Here is a 24,998-nt window from a genome sequence, read left to right on the forward strand (position 1 = left end):
ATTTACTCGTTCCCGTCAGACGTCATCTGGTTCGAAGACTGTGAAATAGAGGTCGCACAGCACGCTACCTTGCAGCGGTGTCCCGCCATCTAGCCGTTCAATGAGCATCGACTTGAAGAATAGCTCGCCGTCGCGATCGTCATTTGCGACTTCGATCTGCCCCACCTTAATATCCCACTGACTTTCCACAACTGTCGTTACGGCTTGAGTGAATTCCGACGATGCCCGCGACGATCCAGCTAGCCTGCCGTTTAACGCTGACCTGACATTGACGGGCAATAGGAACCCATCACGAAATGGGTAAGCGTGGTTCTGGACCAGCGCCGAACACCAGTCCTTGTCAGCGACACGATACGTACCAAATTCGCGTAAGCGACCGTCTTCTAGCCATATATTGCACGTCAGTTCATCGCCTTCGCCTGCGCAGTCCATCCAATGAGCCGGATTGCCAAGATATGACGGGCCGGGACGATGAAAAATTGCGGACTCGGGCACGGTATCGGGACGGTCTGGCACACCTTCACTGCAGGCAACGCAAAACGCGAACGCGAGTACAATGGCAGAAGAGCCAGTCCTGATCATACTGAACCTAAAGCGTGCTCACCAGATGCCCGCCATCGACGACAATCGTCGTACCGGTCATATAGCTGCCTGCATCGGACGCCAGCAGCAGCAGCGCGCCAGACAGCTCGCGATAGTCGCCAAACCGGCGCATCGGCACGCGCTTGCGCATCTTTTCGCCCTGCTCACTATCGAGAAACTCATCATTGATGTCGGTCTTGAAATAGCCGGGCGCGATCGCGTTCGCGCGGATACCGTAACGTGCAAGCTCAAGCGCCATCACACGCGTGAAGTGCTCCACCGCCGCTTTCGAGGCCGCATAGGCTGCAATCGTATGCTGCGGACGCCGCGCCGTAATCGACGCAATATTGATGATGGAGCCGGGCTTTCCGGCCTCCATCAAGGCGTTTGCCCCGCCTTTCGCGACACGCCAGACGCCGTCGAGATTCGTGTTCATCACCGCGCGCCAGTCTTCTTCGGTCATCTTCGTGAACCAGTCGTCGCGAGAAATGCCGGAATTGTTGATAATGATGTCGCAAGGCTGGCCAAGCTTGTCATGAATGGTCGCGAAAGCTGCATCCACGCTGTCCGGGTCGGTCACATCCATCTGCACCGCCAGTGCCTTACCGCCGGACGCTTCAATCGCGTTTGCCAGCGATTCGAGTTTGTCGAGCCGACGTGCCGCCAGCACGACATGTGCCCCTGCGGCCGCCAGTTCCCGCGCAAAACTCGCGCCCAGACCACCTGAAGAGCCCGTCACGAGCGCCGCTTTTCCTGAGAGATCAAACAATTCCATGCCTCAAATCCTGATTTACTATTGCTTTGGAGCAATATTTTTCCGATCACTCGCCCCATGAAGCTGACAATCATAAAAGAAACAAGTCCGGGAGAGACGCGCGTCGCGGCAACCCCGGAATCGGTGAAGAAGCTTGTCGGGCTCGGACATACCGTCACCATTGAGTCTGGTGCCGGTACCGTTGCGGGCTTTCCCGACAAGGCTTTTTCAGATGAAGGAGCCACAATTGCCGGATCGGCAGCTGACGCGCTGAAAGGCGCCGATGTCCTGTTGAAGGTGCGCGGACCAAGCGCTGCCGAAGCAGCCGCGTATCCGGAAGGCCTCACGGTCATCGCCCTGATGAACCCGTTTGCCATGGGCGATGTCACTGACGCCCTGAACAAGAAAAAGCTCAACGCGCTGGCAATGGAATTCACCCCGCGCATCACACGCGCCCAGTCCATGGACGCGCTCTCCTCGCAATCAAACCTCGCTGGCTACCGCGCCATGATCGAAGGCGCGCAAATCTATGGCCGCGCCATGCCGATGATGATGACGGCCGCCGGCACAGTTGCCCCGGCCAAAGTGTTCGTCATGGGCGCTGGTGTTGCCGGCCTTCAGGCCATCGCGACCGCCCGCCGTCTTGGCGGTGTCGTGACGGCCACTGACGTTCGCCCGGCCGCGAAAGAACAGGTCGCCTCGCTCGGCGCGAAATTCATCGCCGTCGAGAATGACGAGTTCAAGGAAGCCGAGACCGCCGGCGGTTACGCCAAGGAGATGTCGGACGACTATAAGAAGCAACAGGCCGAGCTGACAGCCAGCCATATTGCGAAACAGGACATCGTCATCACAACGGCGCTTATTCCGGGCCGTCCGGCCCCTGTCCTCGTCACCGATGAGATGGTCGCGTCCATGCGCCCCGGCTCGGTGATCGTGGATATGGCTGTGGCCGCAGGCGGCAACTGCCCTGCGTCCAAGGCTGATGAAGTGGTCGATGTCAACGGCGTGAAAGTGGCCGGGTTCTCCAACCTGCCCGCCCGTCTGCCAGCCGATAGTTCATCGCTCTACGCCAAGAACCTGCTCGCCTTCCTGCCGCTGATCACAGCAGAGGATGGCTCGCTCAATCTCGACACCGATGATGAGATCGTCACCGCGATGATGCTCACGCGCGGCGGCGAGACCGTCAATGAAAGGCTGAAATCATGATGCGAAGCGCGACCGCCAAGCGGCCCTCGTCCTTCGACTTCGCTCAGGATGAGCGCCTTTCCCAAGCACCGTTTCAGACCGCGCTCATGCTGAGCGAAGTCGAAGCACGCGTGCGCTTTCGCAAGGAGAGCAATTAATGTCCAAATTCATACCCGTAACCCTCTCGGTTGCTGCGCTGGCTCTGCCAGCCCATGCCGCTGAGATCTCCAACCTCAACCCAACCGTCTTCCTGGCCGCCATCTTCGCGCTCGCCTGTTTCGTCGGTTACTATGTTGTCTGGTCGGTCACCCCGGCCCTGCACACCCCGCTAATGGCTGTGACGAACGCCATTTCTTCGGTGATCATCGTCGGCGCCATCGTTGCAGCTTCGGCCTCCGGTGCCATCAATGGCGGCTGGATCGCCAAGGCTCTTGGCGGATTCGCCGTGGCACTTGCCAGCGTGAACATCTTCGGCGGCTTCCTCGTCACCCAGCGCATGCTGGCGATGTACAAGAAGAAGGGGGAGTAAGCACATGACACAGTTTGCAAACACATGGGCCCCGCTGCTCTATCTCGTCGCGGGTATCCTCTTCATCCTCGCCCTTCGCGGTCTCTCCAGCCCGGCCACCAGCCGCACAGGTAACCGCAATGGCATGATCGGCATGACCATCGCTGTGGTCACCACGCTTATCCTGCTCTGGGAAAGCCTTGACCCGGCAACATGGGGCATCCTGCTCGGCGGAGCGGTCATTGGCGGCACGATCGGCGCGGTCATTGCCCGCAAGATCGCCATGACGGCGATGCCGCAACTTGTCGCCGCTTTCCACTCGCTGGTCGGTCTGGCAGCTGTGCTCGTTGCCGCTGCAGCGCTTTATGCACCGCTCGGCTTCGGCATCGGCACGGTTGGCGACATCCACCTCGTCTCCCTGATCGAGCTCTCCATCGGCTCTGCCATTGGCGCGCTGACCTTTACCGGTTCAGTCATTGCCTTTGCCAAGCTCAACGGAAATATGGGCGGCGCGCCAATCATGCTTCCGGCCCGCCACCTGCTGAACATCGCACTGGCCGCTGGCATCATTGCTCTGGTCGTCGTGCTCATCATGTCCGGCGGCGCAGCCACCTGGGCGTTCTGGGGCGTTACCGTCCTCGCTCTGATCCTCGGCATCACGCTGATCATCCCGATTGGCGGCGCGGACATGCCGGTCGTTGTCTCGATGCTCAACTCCTATTCCGGTTGGGCCGCAGCAGCGCTTGGCTTCACGCTCGGCAACTTCGCCCTGATCATCACCGGCGCGCTCGTCGGTTCGTCCGGTGCGATCCTGTCCTACATCATGTGTAAGGGCATGAACCGCAGCTTCATCTCGGTCATCCTTGGCGGCTTCGGCGGCGATGATGGCGGAGACTCGGCAGCGGCTGGCGCAGACGACCGTCCGTTCAAGCGCGGCTCTGCCGAAGACGCAGCCTTCATCATGAAGAACGCGTCCAAGGTCATCATCGTGCCAGGTTACGGCATGGCGGTTGCGCAGGCGCAGCACGCCCTGAAAGAGATGGCCGAAGCACTGAAAGAAGAAGGCGTCGAAGTGAAATACGCCATCCACCCCGTTGCGGGCCGGATGCCGGGTCACATGAACGTTCTACTGGCCGAAGCTCAGGTGCCTTATGACGAAGTCTTCGAACTGGAAGACATCAACTCCGACTTCCGCAATTCAGAAGTCGCCTTCGTCATCGGCGCGAATGATGTGACCAACCCGGCCGCCAAGACTGACAAGACCAGCCCGATCTACGGTATGCCGGTCCTGAACGTCGAAGACTCCGGCACGGTGCTCTTCATTAAACGCTCCATGGGTTCGGGCTATGCCGGCATCCAGAATGAGCTGTTCTACAAGGACAATACGATGATGCTTCTCGCCGACGCGAAGAAGATGGTCGAAGACATCGTGAAGAACCTCTAGCGAGGCTTTACGTTCGCCAAAAAGGAAGCCCGGCCGCACATTGGCCGGGCTTTTTTTGTTGGTGGCCCAGCCCGGTGGTTGATCAATCCTTATGCGCCATTCGACAATTGCGCGGACCTATCAACCTCATCGCAACCTGTTAGGCCCATTGCAGTTCTCTAGATGAACATCTCGGCCCTCCGCATCTGTCTACTCGGTCTCGCTGCGCTTTTCTGCGTGATGACCGGCGCTGCAGCGCAAACCGTCAATATTGGCGACCGCTTTTGCGTGCTCACAGATGCCGGAGATCTTTCAGCTGAAGACGCGCTCGCCCGGCCTGAGCTATTTGACTGCTCCGAAGACCGTCTGCGAGTTGCAACGGAGCATTTCTGGCTCCTCGGCGACGTCGCCGACATAGCCGCCGGAATTGAATCTTCGGTCCTGCTTCTTCGCATGTCCCGACATCTCGATATCTCGATCTACGTCACCTACACAGACGGCTCTTTCTCGTTCCGCGAGTATGACACGGATGCCCTGCGCGAGATGTGGCAGGCGCCATCCAGCATGCAGTTTCCCCTGACACTTGGTCCTTCTGACACCCGCATCCCGGAACGCGTCATGTTTGGCGTCACCGCCCCGTGGGATCCGGTCAACTGGTCCGCGGTCGCCATCACCAGCGCCCAGACCGCCCATGCGGCAAATCACAGAGCGATTGGCGCGGTTCTCTTCTCCGTGGGGCTTCTCAGCGCGCCGATCCTTTTCAGCTTCCTGTTCTTCGGTGTGCTGCGCTACCCGTTCCTGTTGCTGAACGCGCTCACCAGCCTCTCAACCGTAATGTATGTTATCTTCTGGTCCGGCATCATCTTCGCCATTCTGCCGCAAGTGACTGTGACAATGCGGTCGGTCGCAGATCACATGACTATCGTTCTATCGCTGGCGCTTGGATGCCTGATGGTTCGCGCATTATGTGAGCCTGGAACACTCGGTCCGCGAAACCGCCTGGCGCTGGCTGTTACGGCCGTCTTCATCATGGTGAGCAGCGCTATCATCATCGGTCTGTCACCGCGGTTTGCTTATATCGGCTCGGAAGTTTTCCACCTGCTCGGCCTGCTGCCCTTCATTGTCGTCGTGATCGCGCTTGTGACGGCGGTCCGCAATGGCAGCAAACTCGCCATCTTTCAGATGATTGCCTGGACTCCCATCTCCATGTTCGCGATCGGCCGAGTTCTGCGGGGCCTCGGTATTCTCGATTTCACCGGAATCCTCGACTACATCTTTCTTCCAGCGCTGGTCTTCGAGGCGCTCGTCATCAGCCTTGCCGTCGCGCTGCGCCTGTTGAATATGCGTAATGAGCTCGAACAACTCAGCGCTGAACGAGAGATTTTGCTCGAATATGCCGACACAGACCCACTGACGGGCCTGCTCAATCGCCGCGCCCTTGCGCAGGCCATGAAAAGCCGGCCCAAGGCGCCCGAGGGTAAGCCACTTTACTCAGCCATTTTGGTCATCGACATCGACCACTTCAAGGCGATCAATGACACGTTTGGTCATGACGTCGGCGATATCGCGCTGGTCCAGCTCGCCGCGATCCTGCGCGCGCATTGCCGATCAAATGATTTGTGTTCCCGCTTTGGCGGCGAGGAGTTCGTCATGATTCTCTCCGCCACGAATGCCGACGGAGCCCGTCTCGTAGCGGACCGCATCCGCACGCGCGTCGCAGAAAAGACGTTTGGCAGCGATACGCGCCCCATTGACCAGATCACGGTGTCCATCGGCATCTCAATCATGACGACCGCAGACGATAGTCGTTTCGATGACCACTATCGCGCTGCGGACCAGGCGCTCTATTCGGCCAAAACAAGCGGGCGCAACAAGGTGTGCATGGCGTTGCCGATCACAGACCCGCTCGCAGACACCAGAGCTGAAACGAAACGCTCAGCCTGACACTCTAGAAGGTCCGGCTACGCGGCCGGGTTAAGCAGACTGCCTTGAGGCATCGGGATCTTCCGCGGCCACCAAACGTCATCACGCAATCGGCTATCCAGGTCGGAGGCTTCCGTCGTTGCGCCTTGCTCAGCTCCCCTGGAGGACCGGCCGTCCTCACCTGAACAGGAAGCGACCTCTTGGAATTCAGCATGCGACAATCTTTCGGACGACTGCGCCTCTGGGTCATAACTCTTTTCTCGAATTGCAGAACAACTCATACCGGATTATCCGCCTCTGATGGCAACTGAAACCCTATCTATCCGAAGCGGCAACAACGCCGATCATGAGCTGCTCGGCCAGCTCATACATGATGCTGTGCGCACCGGCCCCAGCCCCTACTCCGAAACTCAACGCGCCGCGTGGGTCCCGGCGCCGCGCAAAGGCAAAGACTGGTCCGCGCGCCTCGCGGCGCAGACCATCTTTATTGCCGAGGCCGATGGACAGGCGCTCGGCTTCATGACGCTCGCCGCCGACGGCTATCTCGACTTTGCCTACATCCTGCCAGCGGCACGCGGGCTCGGCCTCTTTCGCCAACTCTATGAGTGCGTCGAAACTGAAGCGCGCAAGACGGGCGAGCCCCGCATCTGGGTCCATGCCAGCCTGATGGCCGCCCCAGCCTTCAAAGCGATGGGCTTTAAAGAGATCGAGCGCGAAACCGTCCACATAGACGACGTCGCGCTCGACAGGTTTCTCATGGAGAAGCCGCTTTAGTCCGGGGGCCTATTCCCCAAACACCGCATGGGCTTCATCCTCGTCCATCATGGCCTGACGGACCTGCGGAATATTCGGCCCACCATAGGACAGAAACTCGTCGTGGAATTCCTTCCAGCCCTCGGTGCCGGTGGCGTCCGGATAGTTTTCCGCCACCCAGTCATCGCGCAGCTTGCGGATCATCAGCTTGCCCATCGTGTAATTGAGATAGGCCGGATCATACGTTCCGCGCGCGGCTTGCTGCGTGGCGTTGCCCTTGTCGATATAGCATTCCTTGCGGAAGAGCTCGTAGCTGTCATCAACGCTCCAACCCTGCGTATGCAGACCGATCGCCGAGAGATAACGGCAATTGCGCAGGAGCGCGTTTGAGAGCTGGCCAATCCTTGTTTCTGCATCATAGTCGTGCAGACCAGCGTCCAGCATCATTTCTTCGGTATAGTGCGCCCAGCCCTCTGCAAAAGCATAGCCCACGAAGATCTGGCCGAACTTCGAGTCCGACCGCACCGCATGCAGGAAATTGAGGAAGTGACCCGGCCAGACCTCATGCACCGTCGTACCGAGGAGGTCCATCTTGCCGGGGATGTAGGCCGCGCGAGTCGCCTCGTCCCAGCTCGGGTCCGGCGGCGAGATGTAGTAAACCGACGGCATGCCCGTCTCATAAGGCCCGGGAATGGAAATATAGGCCGAGTTCTGCCGGTTATAGGGCGGCGATTCCTCGACCAGCGCTTCCTCTGTGCCGGGGATCGTCACAAGGTCCTTTTCAAGGATGAACGCCTTTAGCGCCGCAAGAGAATCGCGCGCTTCCTGCACCGGGCCATTCTCCGGCTTGTTGGCGGCCATCTTGGCCATGCAGTCTTCCATAGATGCGCCGGGCGCAAAGACACTGCACGCCTCGGCAAGCGCATCCTGATTGGCCTTGAGGTCAGCGCGGCCGATGGCTTCCAATTCGTCAAGCGGGATATCCACGCCTTCGGTCAGGCGGATCATGTCAGAAAACTTTTCCGGACCGAGCGCAAAGCCGTCCGGTGTGCCCGGCTGGGAGCCGACATAATCCGCAAGCGATTGCATCGCAGTGGAGGCTGCGGCGGCTGCCGTCTCAAACTCAGCCTGCAGCTCTAGATTATCGACGTCGGCAAAGGCTGCCTTCCCATCACCCTGATAATAGTCGGCAAAGCCGCCGAAGCCTGCCGTGCCGTATTTCACATAGGTTTCCGGCATTGGCAGAGTGAAGTTTGCTTTGATCTGCTCTGCGACGGCTGGAATGTTGTGGAGATAATCGATGAAGGCGCGAAACCGCGTCTCCTTGTCGGCATAAGGCCTGGATATGTAGACGTCCGGGTCCAGGCCGCCGGTGTAGATGTAGAAATCCGGATTGCTGTGCGGGAAATCAGCTTCCGTCAGCCAGAACAGCTCGCCTTTCATCGTGTTGATGAAATATTGGCGCTCAAAGGCCTCTTCCTCGCTGAGCGTTGCCGGATCGATCGATTGCGCGGCGGCAATGGCGTTCTCACGGTAGTCAATCTGCGCCTGTATGCCGGCTTCGCTCCAGTCGGGCAGCTGGCCGTCAAATTCGTGTCGCCCCTGCACGACGGCAAAGCTTGGATTGAGCTCGAAATAGCCGTTCAGAAACTCGCCCATGAAGTCCGGCCAGGTTTCAGACACCTCGACCGTCGCTTTGGCCGCAGATGTGCTTGTCTCAGCAGGTGTGGTGTTCGCCGCGCAACCGGACAGAAGGATCGCCGTTGCAGATGCTGCTGCCATCAGGCCCAGTCGTTTCATGGGATGTCTCCAGGTTTGGTCTTCGTTAAGGCCGGACCTAACTACACAGCCGCGCGTCCCACAATGTTTCAATCGAAACAAAAAAGCCCGGCGCATTGGCCGGGCTCTCTCACAAATCTCTATTCTTTTGGCTCGACGCCCGGGTCTGGGACCGAATAGGCATCCTCCAGAAGGTGGCCATCAGGCTTCTTCTTGAGCGACGCGTGACCTTCAACCGTGGCGCTCGAATCGTCGTCTGTGCCGTCATTCGGCGCATTCGGGACGCGCTCATCATCCATCGTAGTTACGAGGTCATCGGGCTCAGCGCCCTGCTGTGCGACGGGTGAACCCTTTTTATAACCTGCGCCATCAGCATCCTGATTTTCGAGGCCTTTTCCGTTCCGGAACTCTTCGCCATAGCCACGCTGGCGGCTGACTTCTTCTTCTCGTTCAATATCGCGCTCGGCCATGTGTTTCTCCTGTCTATCTATCAACAGGACCAACGGGCAGCCGCCTTCAAGGGTTCCGAAAACACCTCATTTATCGGCACGTGCCTTGCCGCGCCCGGTCCCCGAGGGAATGCTATACCAGATCGCCCAGCGCCTCTCTCAGCGGTCCGAGCCATGGATCGAAATTCTTCCACTGCTCCATACCGGACCGCGAAATGGGCTTGCGAACCTGGCTGGCGCTTGGCGTAAAAACCGCGCGGTCCTGCTTGTGATAGTTCAGACAGGCCTCCTCGAATTCCAGCCCCAGGAAATCAAGAATGCGCCGGACTTCACCCTCCAGATCGTCGATGACATCTTCATTGTTCACCCGCAGGATCTGGCCGGGCAAAACCTCGTTGAAATGGCTCATCAGATCGTCATAGAGGCGATAATACGCGCCCATATCTTCAAGTGAGTAGGAGAACTCCGCGCCCGAACTGAACAATTGCTTGAAGCATGAAAACCCGCACGCCATGGGATGACGGCGCGCATCAATGATCTTCGCATGAGGGAGGATCAGCTTGATGAAGCCAACATGTTTGAAATTATCCGGCAACTTGTCGGTAAAAAAGCGGCCTGACTTTCGGTAAGGCGCCAGCTGTTTCAGATAGGTCTGTCCGAGTCTTTCCGCCATCTCTGCATCGATCGCTTCCATGCTTTTTGTATAGGCGTCGTCTTCGTCCGGTCCGATTGTGTTTTTTAAATTTCGGATCAGCGCTGTCACGAACTTCAGCTCTTGCGTGCCATCGACCTGGCTATGTGCGGACAATATCTGCTCAAGCAGTGTCGAGCCGGACCGCTGCAGTCCGACAATAAAGATCGGTGCGGGATCGGCGTCGCCGAATTCGGGGCGCGATCTGTAGAAGTCATCGGTAAAAACGTCCTTCACAGCCTCGAAGTTGCGGCGCGTCGCTTCATCATCGAAACGGAAACGCTTGCTGGCGAGCTCATTGCCAGCCTGATAGTGCGCAAACGACGCTTCAAATCGCTTTTCATCCTCAAGCGCTTTACCCAACGCGAATTCGATCTCGGTGCGATCGCCGTCCTGGAGCTCTCCGGAAAGCTGGCGCTCCATCGCTGTGATGTCCTCGGGCGGAAACCGGAACGTCTTCAAATTGGCAAGCCCCCACCAGGCGGCGCCGGACGCTGGATTACTCGCGATTGCCCGGCGATAGGAGGTGACCGCTCCGTCTTGATCGCCTTGCGTATTGAGCGCCAGAGCGCGGAAATTCAGCAATTGCGTCGGCGCCTGCAACTTCGGCAAGAGCGCATCGTAAATCCGTACGGCCTCTTCTGGTCGCCCCAGATGCGCCGCCTGAGAGGCGATCAGAATTTCGATATTAGGGTGGCCGGGGTGATGTTCAGCAAGCGTCTGGGCGGCTTTGTAGGCCTCCTCATACCGGTGAAGCTTGCTGAGCAGGTTTACGAAGTCGATGCCGCAACGAACATTGTTCGGTTCGTCCTGCACCGCCTGTTCCAGCAATCGTACAGCATCTTCCATTCGGCCAAACTCGACACCCATTTTCGCTAGCAGGCGCTTGGCCTCAGCACTGTCCGGATGGGCTTCAAGAAATTCCCGGCAGAGGGCTTCTGCTTCCTCGAACCTGCGATCATTCAAAAGATTGCCAATCGCGACGAGTTGCTGAGGCAACCCCTGCAAATAGCTGACTTCCTGACCGGCCATGCGCGCGCCTAGCTGGTTTCCGATCCACGCCTCATAAGCAGCAATCGCCTGCCAACTGCCGACAAGATAATCATTCGCGTCAACGGCCTGCCGGTAGGCGTAAGCTGCCGCATCCGGCGAGCCGATGGCCCTGCGGCAATGACCAAGCTCCTGCCAGGCGCGGCCGTGTTTCGGCGTTTGCTCAAGCAACGTTTCAAGCGTCTTTATCGCTGCCGCGCCCTTGCCAGCCCTTCGCTCACACAGCGCCAGAACCATTTGTGGCTCGGTCTCGTCAGGATAGCTCTCGACCAAAGCGCCAGCCTTCTTGAGCCCTTGCTCAGCTCGTCCGGCCTGAAGGTCGGTGATGATGTCCAGTATGGCTGCGTCCATCTTGCGCTTCGTCTCAGTTTCATCAGCCATAAACGTTGCTCCCTTGCGTTCTGGTTTGTGGCCAAAACACAAACCTGCGTCCAGTCGGCAACTGATACCACTACGCGTTCAACAGACGTGAAACTGGACCCTGATTGCGCGCCATGCCAAGAGGTGCGCCATCTTAGTTGCACCAGCATAGAGTTTGCCATGACTGCCAATCTTGACGCCCTTCACACCATCGAGCAGCGCCTGCTCTGGCTCTCGGCCTGGACGGTCCACAACGCCAACAATATCCGCAAGAAGGATGATGGCGCGATCAAGGTGGGCGGGCACCAGGCCTCCTGCGCGTCGATGGTGCCGATCATGACGGCGCTCTATTTCAACACGCTGAAGCCAGAAGACCGCGTCGCCGTCAAACCGCACGCCTCGCCCGTCTTCCACGCCATGCAATATCTGATGGGCAACCAGACCCGAGAGAAGCTCGAAGACTTCCGCGGCTGGGGCGGCGCGCAATCCTATCCAAGCCGCACCAAGGATGTCGACGATGTCGACTTCTCCACCGGCTCAGTCGGCCTCGGCGTCGCAGCGACCGCCTTCAACTCGCTGGTGCAGGACTATATTGCCGCCAAATCCTGGGCGAAGGACTTTCCACTTGGCCGTCAGGTCGCGCTCGTCGGGGACGCAGAGCTTGATGAAGGCAATATCTATGAATGCCTTCAGGAAGGCTGGAAGCACGACTTGCGCAACACCTGGTGGATCATCGATTACAACCGCCAGAGCCTCGACGGCGTTGTCCATGAAGGCCTCTGGGAGAAGATCGACGCCATCTTCAAGGCGTTCGGCTGGCGCACGGTGGTGCTGCGCCATGGCGTCCTGCAACGAGAAGCCTTCAAGGAGCCGGGCGGCGAAGCCCTGAAAGAATGGATCCAGTCCTGCCCGAACATGGATTACTCCGCCCTCACCTACAAAGGCGGCGCGGCCTGGCGCAAACGCCTGATGAACGATATCGGCGACCAGGGCGAGGTTTCCAAACTACTCGACAAGCGCACCGATGAAGAGCTCGACGCCCTGATGAACAATCTCGGCGGCCAGTGCCTTACCACGCTGACTGAAGCCTTCGACTCCATCACCGACGACAAGCCAACCGTCTTCCTCGCCTATACGATCAAGGGCTGGAAAACCCCGCTCGCCGGCCACAAGGACAATCATGGCGGCTACATGAACAATCCCCAGTTCGAAGACTTCCAGAAGCGCATGGGCGTGCCGGGCGGTGAGGAATGGGAAAAGTTCGCGACGGTCGAAGACCCCGAAGCCCTTCAGGCGTTCCTCGATGACGTCCCCTTCTTCGCCAAAGGCACGCGCCGCTTCACCGCACCAGAGGTCAAAAGCCCCGGCCCTGTCTGGCTCGATGATCGTGAGCTTGCGACGCAAGCCGGCTTCGGCAAAATCCTCGACGGCCTCGCCCGCTCGCAGTCAGAGCTCGCAGACCGCATCGTCACCATGTCGCCAGACGTGACCAGCTCCACCAACCTCACCGGCTGGGTCAATCGCCGCTCGCTCTTTGCCCGGCGCGAGGTCTCTGACACGTTCAAGGAGCAATCCATCCCGTCTGCCCAGAAGTGGGAATTCTCGCCTGAGGGCCAGCATCTCGAACTTGGTATCGCCGAGATGAACCTCATGCTGCTGCTCGGTCAGGCGGGCCTTGCCCATTCGCATTTCGGTGAGCGCCTGCTCCCCATCGGCACCGTCTATGACCCCTTCATCGCGCGCGGCCTCGATGCGCTGAACTATGCCTGTTATCAGGATGCTCGCTTCATCATCGTCGGCACCCCGTCCGGCATCACGCTCGCGCCCGAAGGCGGCGCCCACCAGTCCATCGGCACGCAGCTCATCGGCATGAGCCAGGACGGCCTTGTCAGCTTTGAGCCGGCCTTCCTGGATGAGCTGTCCATCATCATGGACTGGAGCTTCGACTATCTGCAGCGCTCTGGTGAGAATGACCCGGATGAGCGCACATGGCTGCGCGACGAGACCGGCGGCTCTGTTTACCTCCGCCTCTCAACCCGTCCGATCGAACAGCTCGGCCCCCGCAACCGCGACGATGAAGAGTTCCGCCGCGGCGTCGTCGACGGCGCTTACTGGCTCAGAAAGCCCGGCCCGAATTGCGAGGTTGTCATTGCCTATCAGGGCGTCATCGCCCCGGAAGCCATTGAGGCGGCAGGCCGTATCGGCAATGATCGGCGCGACATCGGCGTCCTCGCCGTCACCTCCGCCGACCGCCTTAACTCAGGCTGGACCGCCGCCCGCCGCGCCCGCGCGCGCGGTCACACCAGCGCCGTCAGCCAGATCGAGCGGCTCATGGCTGACGTCCCGCGCGACGCGACCCTCATCACCGTCACCGACGGCCACCCCGCCACGCTCGCCTGGATCGGCTCCGTCGCCGGCCATATGACGGCCCCCCTCGGCGTCGAACACTTCGGCCAGACCGGCACCATCCCCGACCTCCACAAACACTACCAGATCGACACCGATGCCATCGTGAACGCCGCGCAGCACCTCAGCGCAGGACGGAAGATCAGGCTGGCCAAGGGCTAAGGCGCCGCGTCTGCAATCAATGCATCTGCCGCACATCGGCGGGGGCCGCCTTCTGCCTGAACAGGAAGATCAGCGCGACGATGGCCCCGCCGAGCACCAGGCTTGCGCTCACCCGGCTCAATTCGAGGCCGCCCTGCGAGTAGGGTTTGTCGAGGAAATCGCCAACGACGGCACCAAGTGGTCTCGTCAGGATGAACGCGGCCCAGAACAGTGCCACCCGGTCAATTTTGCTCCAGAAATAGGCCATCGCAATCAGCGCCAGAAGCGATCCAAATATCAGCGCAGAGCCGAGATAGCCGAGCGGACCGTCCGCGATCCAATCACCAAGCGCTGTCCCGAGCGTCTGCGAGAACGTGATCGTGATCCAGTAGAAGATTTCGGCTTTTGGCCGGTGGATAGACGCGACAGAAACCGTGCCCAGCGTCTGACGCCACACGAAAATCGACGCCAGAACACACAGAAATAACAGAAGCGATCCACCCGAATACCCAATCCCGAGCGACCGGGTCGCAAAATCCGCCATTGTCGTCCCGGCGGTCGTGGACGCGATGATCGCAGCCCAATAGAGCCATGGATTGAAGCGCCGGGCCCTGATCTGCGCGAAGACGAGCACCGCCAGGGCGAGGCCAAAGATGCCCGTGCCAATCAGATAACCGTTCTGCCAGAACGCGTTTGACGCCTTGGCCGTCGTCTCGCCGAGCCACGACATCGACACGCTATCGCCTGCCGTCTCGCCGAATGTTGTTGCCAGTATCTTGATGATCCAGAACCCCAGCGTAATCGCGGGGACTTTGGTCAGGATGGCTTTGTCAGTCTCGTTCACAGCGTCTTACCTCTTGAGTTGCTGGATAGGATCGCGACTTAATGAGACGGTGGGGAAAGCCTATAAGCACCCGCTTAGAGCGGGCCGAATAAGCAGAAGTCCACGCAGACCGCGCAGCCAGAAAGCACCATACGATGAAGCATCACAGCAACCTCAAACTGGCCTTCCCAATAGGTCTGATGGTCCTGCAACTGCTCGCAGCGGGCTTCTTCGTCGTCGACGGATTTGAAGACTGGATCGCTGCAAGCACCACCGGACTTGGGCTGGAACTCGCCATGGAATGCGTGATCGCGCTCGCCCTGCTGACGGGCGTGGTTCTCAGCTCACGCAATCTTATTCGCCTGATGGCAGACCTCCGCCAAAAGGAGCGCTCGCTTGCTCAGGCGCGCGGCGCGCTTGGCGAGCATATCATGATCCGGTTCAAGGAATGGGGGCTGACCAGGGGCGAAGGCGAGGTCGCGCTCTTTGCGTTAAAGGGCTTCGACAGCCAGGAAATTGCCCGCCTGCGAGGTGCGGCAGCTGGGACAGTCAGATCTCAGCTCAGCCAGGTCTACGCCAAGGCCGGCGTCAGCAGCCAAGCGACGCTCATGTCCGTTTTCATCGACGACCTCATCGAGAGCCCGCCGCAGACTGCGGCTCAGTAGACAGTTTCAGTATGCTCGTCCCCCTCAATCGACCCGCGTGAACATGACCTCAGGGCTCGACAGATTAAACGTCAGCCCACTCTCGACGAAGGTGACACGGAAGAAGTCCACATTCAGCCCAAGCGGCAGCTCTTCAGCTACCGCAAGCCCGAACGTGTCGCCGTCTTCATGGGTCAGGAGAAACGTCGCTGCTGGCGTTTTCAGTCTCAAACCGCCCGCTTCATGGGTGATTTCAATCTGGCCATACCCTTCCGCCCGATAGGATCCGACGAGCGCCTGCGGCGTCTGGCGCATCGCGGCTTTATCCGCATCGCTCAGTCTCGCCGCTTCGGGTGATGCGAGACCATCAACCGGTTTCACAACAACAGGATACTCCTCCACCGGCGTTTCCGTGAGGCCCAGCATACGCCGCATCAGAAGGTCATTCACGACGTTCGGTAGAAGGGAGTCCTGCTGGTTTGTCAGCGTAACAAATCCGAGATTTTCCGACGGGACGAAAAGGACGTGCGCAGTAAAGCCGTTTTCGTTGCCGCCATGATGCACGACATAATGCCCGTCGACCGACTTGATGAACCAGCCATAACCATAGCCGAACAGATAGATGCCCGGCGCGTCGCTTTTGGGAGGGCTGCCATCATCAATGGCCTGCATCGAAATCGCGCGCGTGACATAGTCTGCTGGAAGCACATCTCCGCCCTCATTCATCCAGACATTTGCCCACTTCGCCAGATCGCGCGCCGATGCGTAGACCTGCTCGCCGAACACATATTCCGTCGCTTTCGGGACATTTGCCCCGTCTCGCAGACCGTATCCCGTGGCCGCTCTATCGGATGATTTGAAGTCTGCGGTCGCGCTGACACTGTCCGCCATGCCGACAGGCTCCAGAATACGCGTCGCCAGCAGGTCGGACTTTGACTGGCCCGTGACCGCCTCAGCGATCATGTCGAGCATGATGAAGTTGAAATTGTTGTAGGCCCAGCAATCGCCAACGCGGCAGGACGACCCAAAGCTGGACAGCCGGCCTGCCAGCTCGCCCTGCGTCGCTTCCGGAAACAGCACATACGATCCCTCAAGCCAAGGCAGACCCGAGGTTTGCGATAGAAGGTTCGAGACGCGCAGATCCTCCTGAAGATTCTGATCACCGAATTCGAGGCCGGGAACATAGTCGGACGGATGCGCCTCGAGATCGACCAGCCCCTCCTCTTCAAGCGTGCCGATTAGCCCACTTGTGAAGGACTTCGCGATCGACCCGATGGCATATTGCGTTTCCGGGGTCGCTGGCGCGCCTGACGCGATATCCTGCAACCCGGCCGCATGGGTGAAGATGATCTCCCCGTCCTTGATAACGGCCACCGACACCGACGCCGCTTCATAGCGCGCCAGCACTTCGGAGATATCGCTCACGGCGCGGGCCTTATCCAGGCCGATCGTGGGCTCACCTGCCCCATCGGATTGCGCCTGCCCCGCAAGGCCTGACAAGGACATCACCCCCGCACAACAATAGGCTTTGAAAACGCGTATCAACATGTACCGACTCCAGATTTCGAAAGTCGGCGAACTAGGCTGTGAACCTGCCTGCTTTCGTCCGACTACGCGAAGTCGAACGCTTTTGACGGCGCCGCGACCGCCGTTCGGCGATACTCGCTCGGTGTCATCCCGACATGTTTGCGGAACGCGGTATTAAACGATGATTTCGAATTGAACCCCGACGCATAGAGCACTGTCAGCACAGATTGCTTTGGCATTGCCAGCAGCTCCGCTTTGGCGTGTTCGACGCGGTACATGTTCACAAAATCAAAGAAGTGAAGCCCCAGCGACTGGTTCAACAGTTCCGACAATTCGCGCGGGGTGAGCGCCACTTGCTCGGCCAGCCCCGAAAGCGTCAGCTCAGGGTCGAGATAGGGCTGCTCGGTATCCATATGTCGTTTCAACCGATCCGCGTCAGCCTGGCCATTCGAAGCCGCATCGTGCGATCGCAACAACCGCCGGTCCACATCCCGAAAGAGCTCAGGTTGGAGGAGCGATTTCAGCGCGATCCAGCTCATCACAGACAGCGCAACAGACGCCCCAATGACCTGCAAGACCAGCACGAATTCAGGACTTATCGCCGGGCCAATCAGATCGCGTGACAATATGATGAGACGCGCAAAAAGGGACGCCGCGGCCAGCTGCACCAGCCAGACCAGCATCTGCGAGCGCCCGCCGGAATGATGCATTCGAAACTGCGCCCGAAAGCGCCAGAGCAGCACCAGGATCGCCGCCATATAGCCAAAATAGATGAGCTGCGAGACCGCCCACCCCTGATGCGTCCGTTCATCGAACAGGCCCGCGAGAAACCCGCCACCCGGCCCGCCCGTCATCGCAAGCAGCAGGCATAAGAGAGCTGGCAGAAGGTGAAGCAGATCATGCCGCTTCAACCGCAGATCCGAATAACAGGCCGAGAGAAAGAAAAAGAAGAAGGCTGGCATCTGCAGCCGCCCCAGCGCACGCCAGACCGCCATCAGCTCGCCATCTCCGCCCGCCTGCCACCCGCCCCAGACCCAGATGCTGAGCTCAATCGCGGTCAGCGTCAGAAACGCGGCGAGAAACAGGTTCGATGTCTTCCGCTTCGACGGAACAGCCACAAGAAACCCGCTCAGAAGCAGACAGACGAACCCCGTCAGTATGCCGACGACCCCGAAGAAATTCTCATATGAAAGGGCGATCGCGCCATCTCCATCGTGACGTACAAGCAGGAGGCCGAGAATGCGGACACATGGACGTGAGAGTCCAGTGGCCGTGCAAGCCCACTTCACGACGAACAGGTCGCTCACTGCAAATGAAAACCAGGCCGCAGAAAGAACGGGCGAAGCTGTAAGGCTTCACCCTTGGCTCGTTTCGCCCTTCTGCGATAAGGTCTGGCATCTCTTCTGTGGCTGCGTGCCGCAGTTGTCTTTTGCGATTTCCTGTCGTCGTAAGTGCTAGCAATGACTGTATATCCGGCATCTCGTTCACGACTGAGGTCGTTGCTCTGCGCATTCGCGCTGGTGGCGATTGTCGTGCGCGGTTTTGTGCCGGCAGGCTACATGTTCGAAGCGTCCGCAGAGCCGAACCAGTTCATCACCGTTGCGATCTGCCATGGTGATGGCGGCGGTACAGCGAACGCCGTCCTCGATCTCAAAAATGGCAAATATGTCGATCCGGACGAGCTGCCGGGCCAATCGGACCCTGATCAGACGAACAGCTGTCCCTATGCGATGACGGCGTTCTTCTCACTGCCCGTCCTGGCCGCAACGCTGGATAAGGCGGTTTATGCCTCCTATTCGCCGGCGTTTGAATTGGCCCTCGTCGCGCCAGGGCAAGGTCTTGCCGCACCGCCGCCACCGCCGCGAGCGCCCCCTCTCACAATCTGAGTTTTCCGAACACGCGCCTCTGCTGGCGACGCACCTCTTGCGTGCGCGCTGGCGAGGCCAACTCTGATTGCACCCGAGAGACATCCGACATGAAACCCAACCTTCTGGGCAGCACCGCTGCCACCCTTCTTGCTTTCACCCTCCCAGCCCCCTGGGCCGTGGCGCAGGCGCCCACCGAACTGCCTCCTATCGAGGCGCAAGACGCCGAAACCACTCAAGCAGCCGGCCCAGCCGGCACGTCTGTCGGCGGCTATTCCGTCGCCCCTGAGGAGATCGATAAACGCCGCACCAGCTCTGCCGACCCGCTCATGCTGCTCTCGCGGGAGCCTGGCGTCGCCGTCCAGTCAAATGGCGGCATCGCTTCCCTGCCCATCCTGCGCGGTCTCGCCGATGACCGCGTCGGTGTGCTGATCGATGGCCAGCAGGCGACAAATTACTGCCCGAACCACATGAACCCGGTGACGTCCTATATCGACGCCTCCCGCGTCGAGCGGGTCGTCGTCACGCCGACCCTTTCCCCCGTCAGCCTCGGCGGGGACAATATCGCTGGCATCATCTCCATCGAGACCCGCACCCCTGACTTCTCCGATGGCGGCGTCGAAGTCTTCGGAAAGGCCCGAGCGAGCTATCGCAGCGTGTCCAATGGCCGGTCCGCGTCGCTCGAGGCCAATGTCGCGGGCGAAAAGGTCAGCGCGCGCTATGAGGCCAGCTGGAACAAGGCGGACAATTACGAAGCCGGCGACGGCAAGGAGGTCCGCTCCACCCTGTATGAGAACTACGATCAGTCTCTGCTTCTGGCCGCGCGCCCGGCTGATGATGTGCTCTTCTGGGTCCGGATTGGCCAGCAGGGCGTCCCGTATGAAGGCTTCGCCAATCAGCGCATGGATCTTGTCGACAATAAATCAAACAGCGTCCAGCTGCACGGCGAAGGCCCGCTCGGCGCCGGGCGTCTGACCGCCGATGCGTCCTGGCGCGACGTCGACCACGAGATGAACTTCCTGTCCGACAAGGGCGGCGCGGCCAATGGCGGCATGCCCATGATCACCAAGGGCGAGGATATCTCTGCCAAGCTGAAATACGAACTCGCCGTCGAAGGCGTTGGTGATCTCCGCTTCGGTGCCGAGACGTTCCGCGCATCCATGGACGACTATTGGCCGGCCGTTCCGGGCAGCATGATGATGTCCCCGCTGGACTATGTGAACATCAATGATGGCGAACGAAACCGCACCGGCGCTTGGGCCGAATGGGAGGCTGAGCCAACCCCGAAATGGTCAACCCTGCTCGGTGTCCGCTATGAGCGCGTCGAGATGGATACAGGCGAAGTGCAGCCCTATTCCTGGACCGGCATGATGAACATGGCCGATGCCATGGCCGCGATGGCCTTCAACGCGGCCGACCGGGCCCGCGAGGATGACAATGTCGACGTTACCGCCAAGGCCACCTGGAAGCCGACGGACACGGTCGCAATCGAGTTCGGCGCCGCCCAGAAAACCCGCTCGCCCAATCTCTATGAGCGCTACGCCTGGGGACGCGGCAACATGTCGACATCGATGACCAATATGACGGGCGACGGTGCCGGTTATGTTGGCGATATCGGACTGGAACCGGAAGTCGCCCGCAGCCTCGCCGCGACGCTCGACTGGACTGATGGCAAGGAGGATGGCCGCGCCCTCCGGCTGTCAGCCTGGGCATCGCAAGTCGATGACTATATCGATGCTGACCCGCTCGGGACGCTGAATGACGGTCTGCCTATCCTGCGCTTCGCCAATCACGATGCTGAGCTCTACGGCTTTGAGGCCAGCGGAACGATGCCGGTCTGGCAGTCGGAGCTGGGTGACACCCGTCTGACCGGGACGCTCAGCTGGTCCAAGGGCACCAATGAGGATACCGGCGACAACCTCTACAACATCGCCCCGCTTCAAGGCGTCATTTCCCTCGAGAATACCAAGGGCGCCTGGACGCAGGCCCTGGAAGTGGAACTCGTCGACGAAAAGGACACCGTCAACGCGCTCCGGCAGGAGCTTGAAACGCCGGGCTATGTGCTCGTGAACCTGCGGGTTGGCGGAGACATAGGCCGCTTTACGGTCAATGCCTCGATCGAAAACATGCTCGACGAGAACTATGACCTGCCCCTCGGCGGGATTGCCTTCGGCGACTACAAATATGAGGGACGGACCGGACCGTTCCGCCAGGTTGCCGGACCGGGCCGCTCCTTCAATGTCGGCGTGAGCGTCGCCTTCTAGCATGTGGGGACAGACGTCCCCATCCGTATCCCTGACGAGCGCAGCCCTCGCTGCGCTCGTCCATGCGGCTGTCGCCGCTATCCTGTTCCTGTTGCCAGTTTCAGCCGGGACTGGCGAGGGGCTCTCAGAAACAATCATTCCCGTCACGCTGGTCGCGCCAGCAGTCGAGGAGACGCCTCTCCCCGAACCGGAGCCTCAGCCCGAACCGGAGCCTCTCCCGGCCCCAAAGCCGGAGCCCACCCCGACACCAGAACCTGAACCAGAACCGGAAACGGAACCGGAAACGGCAGTCTCCTCTCCCCAAGAACAACAATCAGCCCCCGAAGCCGAAACGCCTCCGGAGGCGATGGAGGTTATAGAGGACACGGACGAGCCGGACATGTCGGCACCGCCGCCCCCGGAACCATCCGCGCAGGAGGACGGCGTCGCGCTATCCCCCCCGGCTGTCGATCCTACTAGCGAGCCCCCTCGCCCCTCAGACACACGCGACCCAGCTGACCGCGATGACGCGTCATTGGCCCCCCAAGCGCAGACGTCGCCCGCCGGAGATGGCCGCAAGCGCTCAGGCCGCGACAGCGACACGGCGATGACCGCCTACCTCGTTGAGGTCAGGCAGCACTTGCTGCAGCACGCGCCCAAAGCCATCTCGGGCGCACGCGACTGTGAGGTCGAATTTCGTCTTTCCCCCGAGGGCGAAGTCACATCCAGAGCCATCCGTACCAGCAGTGGCACGCCCCGCTATGACCGTCGCTGCCTCAAATCCATCCTGACCGCCGCCCCCTACCCTGCCGCCCCGCCGGACGCGTCGGCAGACGACCTGCATTTCACCATCACAATCAGGCAGCCTCATTAGATGAGGGCCCAATGTCACCGCGCGCGGGGGCAAATGAATCTGATAATGGTTTGAGCGCTTCTAATTCCGGATGGTGCGATAAGGCTCGAGCTTGTTGAGCGTCATTGTGTAAGCCGCATTGCCGACCTCATTGCGATTTTCCTCTGACGAGAGCGTCCCTTCTGCCCAATAGGCAGGTCTGGCAGACCCGTCAGTGCTCGCTCGAGCGGGCTCATCAACGCTCGACACCTCAACGCCATCGGGCCCGGCTTCGAAAGTCACGCTTTCGCTGTCAGCTTGTCAGGTTTCTCGCAGGTAAATTCGAAGCTGGCGTCCAGATCCCGATGGTCGTGTTGATGTCCCTCATGATCTTCTCCAGACAATCCAGGGCCCGATAAGCGGTGGCCGGTTTCGGGCTGCCGATACCATCTAGCCTGTCTGCAATGTGGTAAGCGCTGAGTGGTTCATCAGCTTCCAGCAGCAACCGATACACATGTCGCCGAATGCGGGTCATGCGCAGACCGGCACGTTCGGCCGCAAGGTCAGCGCGCTCGAACAAGTCCTCGATCTCGAAATTGTTTCCCGGGCTGTCCGTCATTGCTGTCATGCTCAATTCGCCTCTTGCCAAGCGTCTGAGCGACCAATAACATTATGTTATAATATTACGCAACCGGAGTTTGCTCATGACAGCACGCGTTCTTAACCCACGGGCCATTGATGCGTCCGCAATCACTCTGTCGGCTCTGTGCATGATCCACTGTCTGGCCTTGCCGCTGCTTGCAGCCATGCTCCCCCTCGCCAGCGTCTGGGCCGAGGCGGAATGGGTGCACAAGGCCTTTGTGCTCGTGGCCGTTCCGCTGTCTGGCTTCGCGATCGTCCGCAGTGCCACCTCCCCGGGAGGCCTCGGCTTCATGCTGTTGGCGCTGTCCGGCCTCACGCTTCTCATCGCCGCCGCCTTCCTCAAACCGCTTCATGAGGTCGAAACGCCGGTGACGGTGACCGGCGCATTGCTCCTGGCATCGGCGCACATCTGGCGTTGGTCGCGGCACAGGAATTCCAACGCGCATGAGGCCTGAGGGCCGCGATCCAATCAATCACCCGCAATCAATATCGAAAAGGTGCAGCCATGTCCGCTCCCCTCCCCGTCACCGTGCTCTCTGGCTTTCTTGGCGCCGGAAAGACCACCCTGCTCAACCATGTCCTGTCCAATCGTGAGGGCCGGCGCGTGGCCGTCATCGTTAATGATATGAGCGAGGTCAACATCGACGCATCGCTTGTGCGCGATGGCGGCGCCAATCTGTCCCGAACCGATGAAGCTCTGGTCGAGATGAGCAATGGCTGCATCTGCTGCACGCTGCGCGATGACCTGTTGAAAGAAGTCACCCAGCTAGCAAAGGAAGGGCGCTTCGACTACCTGCTCATCGAGTCCACCGGCATTTCCGAGCCGCTGCCCGTCGCCGCGACATTCGACTTTCGCGATGAGAGCGGCTTTTCACTCGGCGATGTGTCGAAGATCGACACGATGGTCACGGTCGTCGATGCCGCCCACCTCCTGAAGGACTATAGCAGCTCCGACTTTCTCGCAGATCGCGGCGAAAGCCTTGGCGAGGAGGATGACCGCCCGCTCGTCCAGCTCCTCGTTGAACAGATTGAGTTTGCCGACGTCATCATCCTGAACAAGACTGACATCGTCGCGCCTGACCAGCTCGACATCGTGCGAAAGCTCGTACGGTCGCTGAACCCGGACGCCGAGATCGTGGAGTCGCAATTCGGCGATGTGCCACTCGGCAAGGTCATGGGGACCGGACGGTTCGACTTCGAAAAGGCGCATGAACATCCGCTCTGGGCCAAGGAGCTCTACGGATTTGGCGAGCACGTGCCAGAGACCGAAGAATACGGCATTGAGAGTTTCGTCTACCGCGCCCGGCGCCCCTTCGACCCGGAGAAGCTCCATCGCTTCTTCAATGAGGCATGGCCGAATGTCGTGCGCGCAAAAGGCTTCTTCTGGATTTCCAGCCGCCCCAGCTGGCTCGGCGAGGTCAGCCAGGCTGGCGCCCTCGTGCGCCACAATGGCGGCGGCACATGGTGGTCAGCGGTGCCGCGCGAACGCTGGCCTGACGCCAGCAATCTGGAAGACTATCTCGCCTCTGTCTGGGACGATGAATTCGGCGACCGCCGACAGGAAATCGTCTTCATTGGCATCGGCATGGACCAGGCCGCCATCACCCGACGGCTCGACAGCTGCCTGACAGATCCGAAGAAAAACGCCGCCGGCGAGATCGTTGCCTCGAACGTCCAGACCGACCCTTTCCCGGCCTGGGGCCAAACTTGATGCAACCCCAAACGATGCTGGCACAGCCCCCCGCCGGCCCCGCTTCAGACGCGCCAATCGTGTTGAATTGTTCAGACATGGCCGATCTCATTAAGGGCGCAATGCGCGACACGGCAGAGCTGTCCATCCTGTCCCGCGCAATGTCTCCGGACATGTGCCGCGCTTTCGCCGAGCTTGATCTGGGCAATTTCGCGGACATCCGACTGCGCGGGAGCGGCGCCCGGTTGCTTTCGAGCCTCTCTGGCAAAATTGAGCGGCTCGGATGGCCTCGCATCGCGGTTGAACAGATCCTCGACGACGTCAGCCAGGCCATCGCTGCCAGCGCAGACGGTCGTCCCGATTACATGCTTCGACTGGAACACGTCACTGATGATGCCTGCCGCAAATTCCACAAGGACCGCACCGATATCCGGCTGATCACCACCTATTGCGGGCGCGGCAGCCAATGGATGGATGCCGCAAGCCCGGATATCGACCCCCCGGTCCACGAACTCGCCCCCTTCCACATGGCCGCCTTCCAGGGCAAACGCCGCAACAAACCCCAGCGCATCCTGCATCGCTCCCCACCGCTTGGACCGCTCGACAAATCCCGCCTGCTCCTCGTCCTCGACATAGAACGGCCGGGTTGGGAGAATTGAAGACGCAGTGCTTTCGCCCTGCCGCGAAGTGGCACATAGAACGGCTAATCGCTGGTCCCCTAGTTGAAG

The 24,998-nt window shown here is 60.0% G+C and carries 24 protein-coding genes; 14 read left to right on the forward strand and 10 right to left on the reverse strand.

The genetic code is table 11. The features are described from left to right. Positions 1 to 15: 15 nt before the first annotated feature. Positions 16 to 582 (reverse strand): hypothetical protein, encoded by a 567-nt coding sequence (locus B8783_RS18280; RefSeq protein ID WP_139792168.1) that lies wholly within the window; start codon positions 580 to 582, stop codon positions 16 to 18. Positions 583 to 589: 7 nt separating this feature from the next. Further along, positions 590 to 1,357, reverse strand: a complete 768-nt coding sequence (locus B8783_RS00295; protein WP_084417782.1) for an SDR family NAD(P)-dependent oxidoreductase — start codon at positions 1,355 to 1,357, stop codon at positions 590 to 592. A 57-nt stretch (positions 1,358 to 1,414) separates the two neighbouring features. Here B8783_RS00295 and B8783_RS00300 point away from each other — a divergent pair, with 57 nt between their 5' ends. The 6 genes from B8783_RS00300 (at position 1,415) to B8783_RS00320 (ending at position 7,149) form a co-directional block, all read left to right on the forward strand. Further along, on the forward strand, positions 1,415 to 2,542 hold the full coding sequence (locus tag B8783_RS00300; protein WP_084417783.1) for a Re/Si-specific NAD(P)(+) transhydrogenase subunit alpha: 1,128 nt from the start codon (positions 1,415 to 1,417) through the stop codon (positions 2,540 to 2,542). Then, positions 2,539 to 2,679, forward strand: a complete 141-nt coding sequence (locus tag B8783_RS18425; RefSeq protein ID WP_169711657.1) for a hypothetical protein — start codon at positions 2,539 to 2,541, stop codon at positions 2,677 to 2,679. The genes B8783_RS00300 and B8783_RS18425 overlap by 4 nt, the downstream gene beginning before the upstream one ends. A gap of 65 nt (positions 2,680 to 2,744) precedes the next feature. Next, entirely contained in the window at positions 2,745 to 3,050 is a 306-nt protein-coding gene (locus tag B8783_RS00305) for a proton-translocating transhydrogenase family protein (protein ID WP_139792222.1), read from the forward strand. Between the two features lie 4 nt (positions 3,051 to 3,054). Then, entirely contained in the window at positions 3,055 to 4,473 is a 1,419-nt protein-coding gene (locus B8783_RS00310; RefSeq protein ID WP_084417785.1) for an NAD(P)(+) transhydrogenase (Re/Si-specific) subunit beta, read from the forward strand. 162 nt (positions 4,474 to 4,635) lie between these two features. Further along, positions 4,636 to 6,396, forward strand: a complete 1,761-nt coding sequence (locus B8783_RS00315) for a sensor domain-containing diguanylate cyclase (RefSeq protein WP_084417786.1) — start codon at positions 4,636 to 4,638, stop codon at positions 6,394 to 6,396. 279 nt (positions 6,397 to 6,675) lie between these two features. Continuing rightward, the gene (locus tag B8783_RS00320) at positions 6,676 to 7,149 is read left to right on the forward strand and encodes a GNAT family N-acetyltransferase (protein WP_084417787.1); all 474 of its coding nucleotides are present in this window, start codon (positions 6,676 to 6,678) and stop codon (positions 7,147 to 7,149) included. A 9-nt stretch (positions 7,150 to 7,158) separates the two neighbouring features. On the opposite strand, the gene B8783_RS00325 is transcribed toward B8783_RS00320, so the two are convergent. The 3 genes from B8783_RS00325 to B8783_RS00335 all read right to left on the reverse strand — a co-directional run bounded on the left by B8783_RS00325 (position 7,159) and on the right by B8783_RS00335 (position 11,478). Further along, entirely contained in the window at positions 7,159 to 8,928 is a 1,770-nt protein-coding gene (locus tag B8783_RS00325) for a DUF885 domain-containing protein (protein WP_084417788.1), read from the reverse strand. Between the two features lie 119 nt (positions 8,929 to 9,047). Next, positions 9,048 to 9,377: a hypothetical protein gene (locus B8783_RS00330; protein WP_084417789.1), complete on the reverse strand. Its 330-nt coding sequence runs from the start codon at positions 9,375 to 9,377 to the stop codon at positions 9,048 to 9,050. A 112-nt stretch (positions 9,378 to 9,489) separates the two neighbouring features. Beyond that, on the reverse strand, positions 9,490 to 11,478 hold the full coding sequence (locus B8783_RS00335; protein WP_084417790.1) for a tetratricopeptide repeat-containing sulfotransferase family protein: 1,989 nt from the start codon (positions 11,476 to 11,478) through the stop codon (positions 9,490 to 9,492). A gap of 159 nt (positions 11,479 to 11,637) precedes the next feature. Here B8783_RS00335 and B8783_RS00340 point away from each other — a divergent pair, with 159 nt between their 5' ends. Then, entirely contained in the window at positions 11,638 to 14,025 is a 2,388-nt protein-coding gene (locus tag B8783_RS00340) for a transketolase (RefSeq protein ID WP_084417791.1), read from the forward strand. A 16-nt stretch (positions 14,026 to 14,041) separates the two neighbouring features. Here the strand turns inward: B8783_RS00340 and B8783_RS00345 are convergent, their stop codons facing one another. Continuing rightward, complete coding sequence (locus B8783_RS00345; protein WP_084417792.1) at positions 14,042 to 14,848, reverse strand: COG4705 family protein; 807 nt, start codon at positions 14,846 to 14,848, stop codon at positions 14,042 to 14,044. 134 nt (positions 14,849 to 14,982) lie between these two features. Here B8783_RS00345 and B8783_RS00350 point away from each other — a divergent pair, with 134 nt between their 5' ends. After that, on the forward strand, positions 14,983 to 15,492 hold the full coding sequence (locus B8783_RS00350) for a helix-turn-helix transcriptional regulator (RefSeq protein WP_084417793.1): 510 nt from the start codon (positions 14,983 to 14,985) through the stop codon (positions 15,490 to 15,492). Between the two features lie 24 nt (positions 15,493 to 15,516). Here B8783_RS00350 and B8783_RS00355 read toward each other — a convergent pair whose 3' ends face one another. After that, entirely contained in the window at positions 15,517 to 17,019 is a 1,503-nt protein-coding gene (locus B8783_RS00355) for a serine hydrolase (protein WP_084417794.1), read from the reverse strand. A gap of 62 nt (positions 17,020 to 17,081) precedes the next feature. Next, the gene (locus B8783_RS00360) at positions 17,082 to 18,305 is read right to left on the reverse strand and encodes a helix-turn-helix domain-containing protein (protein ID WP_084417795.1); all 1,224 of its coding nucleotides are present in this window, start codon (positions 18,303 to 18,305) and stop codon (positions 17,082 to 17,084) included. A 153-nt stretch (positions 18,306 to 18,458) separates the two neighbouring features. On the opposite strand from B8783_RS00360, the gene B8783_RS00365 reads away from it, so the two are divergent. The 3 genes from B8783_RS00365 to B8783_RS00375 all read left to right on the forward strand — a co-directional run bounded on the left by B8783_RS00365 (position 18,459) and on the right by B8783_RS00375 (position 21,980). Then, complete coding sequence (locus tag B8783_RS00365) at positions 18,459 to 18,884, forward strand: DUF2946 family protein (RefSeq protein WP_324612735.1); 426 nt, start codon at positions 18,459 to 18,461, stop codon at positions 18,882 to 18,884. A gap of 89 nt (positions 18,885 to 18,973) precedes the next feature. Beyond that, complete coding sequence (locus B8783_RS00370; RefSeq protein ID WP_084417797.1) at positions 18,974 to 21,127, forward strand: TonB-dependent receptor; 2,154 nt, start codon at positions 18,974 to 18,976, stop codon at positions 21,125 to 21,127. 1 nt (position 21,128) lies between these two features. Further along, the gene (locus B8783_RS00375; protein WP_084417798.1) at positions 21,129 to 21,980 is read left to right on the forward strand and encodes a TonB family protein; all 852 of its coding nucleotides are present in this window, start codon (positions 21,129 to 21,131) and stop codon (positions 21,978 to 21,980) included. Positions 21,981 to 22,040: 60 nt separating this feature from the next. Here the strand turns inward: B8783_RS00375 and B8783_RS00380 are convergent, their stop codons facing one another. Together B8783_RS00380 and B8783_RS18920 are read right to left on the reverse strand one after the other, a co-directional pair. Next, a complete protein-coding gene (locus B8783_RS00380) occupies positions 22,041 to 22,241 on the reverse strand; it encodes a DUF3299 domain-containing protein (RefSeq protein ID WP_084417799.1) in 201 nt (66 codons plus the stop codon). A 10-nt stretch (positions 22,242 to 22,251) separates the two neighbouring features. Further along, positions 22,252 to 22,566: a hypothetical protein gene (locus B8783_RS18920; RefSeq protein ID WP_084417800.1), complete on the reverse strand. Its 315-nt coding sequence runs from the start codon at positions 22,564 to 22,566 to the stop codon at positions 22,252 to 22,254. 76 nt (positions 22,567 to 22,642) lie between these two features. Here B8783_RS18920 and B8783_RS00390 point away from each other — a divergent pair, with 76 nt between their 5' ends. The 3 genes from B8783_RS00390 (at position 22,643) to B8783_RS00400 (ending at position 24,929) form a co-directional block, all read left to right on the forward strand. After that, entirely contained in the window at positions 22,643 to 23,035 is a 393-nt protein-coding gene (locus B8783_RS00390; protein ID WP_084417801.1) for a MerC domain-containing protein, read from the forward strand. Between the two features lie 50 nt (positions 23,036 to 23,085). Continuing rightward, positions 23,086 to 24,291: a zinc metallochaperone GTPase ZigA gene (gene zigA / locus B8783_RS00395; RefSeq protein ID WP_084417802.1), complete on the forward strand. Its 1,206-nt coding sequence runs from the start codon at positions 23,086 to 23,088 to the stop codon at positions 24,289 to 24,291. Positions 24,292 to 24,368: 77 nt separating this feature from the next. Further along, a complete protein-coding gene (locus B8783_RS00400; RefSeq protein WP_169711658.1) occupies positions 24,369 to 24,929 on the forward strand; it encodes a DUF1826 domain-containing protein in 561 nt (186 codons plus the stop codon). Positions 24,930 to 24,998 lie beyond the last annotated feature (69 nt).

Source organism: Henriciella litoralis, assembly GCF_002088935.1.
Taxonomy (GTDB): Bacteria; Pseudomonadota; Alphaproteobacteria; order Caulobacterales; family Hyphomonadaceae; genus Henriciella; species Henriciella litoralis.

Excerpts from the sequence above, each read along its gene's own strand:
- B8783_RS00350 (WP_084417793.1), top strand. The coding sequence starts at position 14,983 with ATGAAGCATCACAGCAACCTCAAACTGGCCTTCCCAATAGGTCTGATG.
- B8783_RS00355 (WP_084417794.1), bottom strand. The coding sequence starts at position 17,019 with ATGTTGATACGCGTTTTCAAAGCCTATTGTTGTGCGGGGGTGATGTCC.
- B8783_RS00295 (WP_084417782.1), bottom strand. The coding sequence starts at position 1,357 with ATGGAATTGTTTGATCTCTCAGGAAAAGCGGCGCTCGTGACGGGCTCT.
- B8783_RS00335 (WP_084417790.1), bottom strand. The coding sequence starts at position 11,478 with ATGGCTGATGAAACTGAGACGAAGCGCAAGATGGACGCAGCCATACTG.
- B8783_RS00400 (WP_169711658.1), top strand. The coding sequence starts at position 24,369 with ATGGCCGATCTCATTAAGGGCGCAATGCGCGACACGGCAGAGCTGTCC.
- B8783_RS00310 (WP_084417785.1), top strand. The coding sequence starts at position 3,055 with ATGACACAGTTTGCAAACACATGGGCCCCGCTGCTCTATCTCGTCGCG.
- B8783_RS00340 (WP_084417791.1), top strand. The coding sequence starts at position 11,638 with ATGACTGCCAATCTTGACGCCCTTCACACCATCGAGCAGCGCCTGCTC.
- B8783_RS00325 (WP_084417788.1), bottom strand. The coding sequence starts at position 8,928 with ATGAAACGACTGGGCCTGATGGCAGCAGCATCTGCAACGGCGATCCTT.
- B8783_RS00365 (WP_324612735.1), top strand. The coding sequence starts at position 18,459 with ATGACTGTATATCCGGCATCTCGTTCACGACTGAGGTCGTTGCTCTGC.
- zigA (WP_084417802.1), top strand. The coding sequence starts at position 23,086 with ATGTCCGCTCCCCTCCCCGTCACCGTGCTCTCTGGCTTTCTTGGCGCC.
- B8783_RS00320 (WP_084417787.1), top strand. The coding sequence starts at position 6,676 with ATGGCAACTGAAACCCTATCTATCCGAAGCGGCAACAACGCCGATCAT.
- B8783_RS18920 (WP_084417800.1), bottom strand. The coding sequence starts at position 22,566 with ATGACAGCAATGACGGACAGCCCGGGAAACAATTTCGAGATCGAGGAC.
- B8783_RS00330 (WP_084417789.1), bottom strand. The coding sequence starts at position 9,377 with ATGGCCGAGCGCGATATTGAACGAGAAGAAGAAGTCAGCCGCCAGCGT.
- B8783_RS00315 (WP_084417786.1), top strand. The coding sequence starts at position 4,636 with ATGAACATCTCGGCCCTCCGCATCTGTCTACTCGGTCTCGCTGCGCTT.
- B8783_RS00300 (WP_084417783.1), top strand. The coding sequence starts at position 1,415 with ATGAAGCTGACAATCATAAAAGAAACAAGTCCGGGAGAGACGCGCGTC.
- B8783_RS00375 (WP_084417798.1), top strand. The coding sequence starts at position 21,129 with ATGTGGGGACAGACGTCCCCATCCGTATCCCTGACGAGCGCAGCCCTC.
- B8783_RS18425 (WP_169711657.1), top strand. The coding sequence starts at position 2,539 with ATGATGCGAAGCGCGACCGCCAAGCGGCCCTCGTCCTTCGACTTCGCT.
- B8783_RS00390 (WP_084417801.1), top strand. The coding sequence starts at position 22,643 with ATGACAGCACGCGTTCTTAACCCACGGGCCATTGATGCGTCCGCAATC.
- B8783_RS18280 (WP_139792168.1), bottom strand. The coding sequence starts at position 582 with ATGATCAGGACTGGCTCTTCTGCCATTGTACTCGCGTTCGCGTTTTGC.
- B8783_RS00370 (WP_084417797.1), top strand. The coding sequence starts at position 18,974 with ATGAAACCCAACCTTCTGGGCAGCACCGCTGCCACCCTTCTTGCTTTC.